We start from the raw sequence: 350 nt of genomic DNA, 5'->3' as shown, positions 1-350 counted from the left end.
GTGCCGCTCTGCAATCAGTGCCCGGGCGGTCCGCCGGACCCATCGCGGGGCCGACCTCCATGTCCACACGACCCACTCCGACGGCTCGTGCACCCCGGGAGACGTCGTCCGGGCCGCCGCGACGGTCGGGCTGTCGGCCCTGTCCATCACGGATCACGACACGCTCTCGGCCTTCGCCGTCGCCCGGCCCGAGGCCCAGCGCCTCGGCATCGAGCTGATCCCCGGCATCGAGCTGAGCGCCTCCGACGGCACCCGAGAGGTCCACATCCTCGGCCACTTCATCGACCCGGACGATCCCGACCTCCGGGCCACGGCCGACGCCCTGCGACATGATCGCCAAACACGCCTCG

General features: G+C 72.3%; 1 protein-coding gene. It reads left to right on the top strand.

The features are described 5' to 3' along the window. A partial coding sequence (locus AB1L30_RS00540) for a PHP domain-containing protein (RefSeq protein WP_367011402.1) occupies positions 1–350 on the top strand: 350 nt, incomplete at both ends.

It is taken from the genome of Bremerella sp. JC817 (assembly GCF_040718835.1).
Classification (GTDB): Bacteria; Planctomycetota; Planctomycetia; order Pirellulales; family Pirellulaceae; genus Bremerella.
The sequence above is the reverse complement of the archived record's forward strand: the minus strand, read 5'-3'. Positions and strand labels throughout refer to the sequence as shown.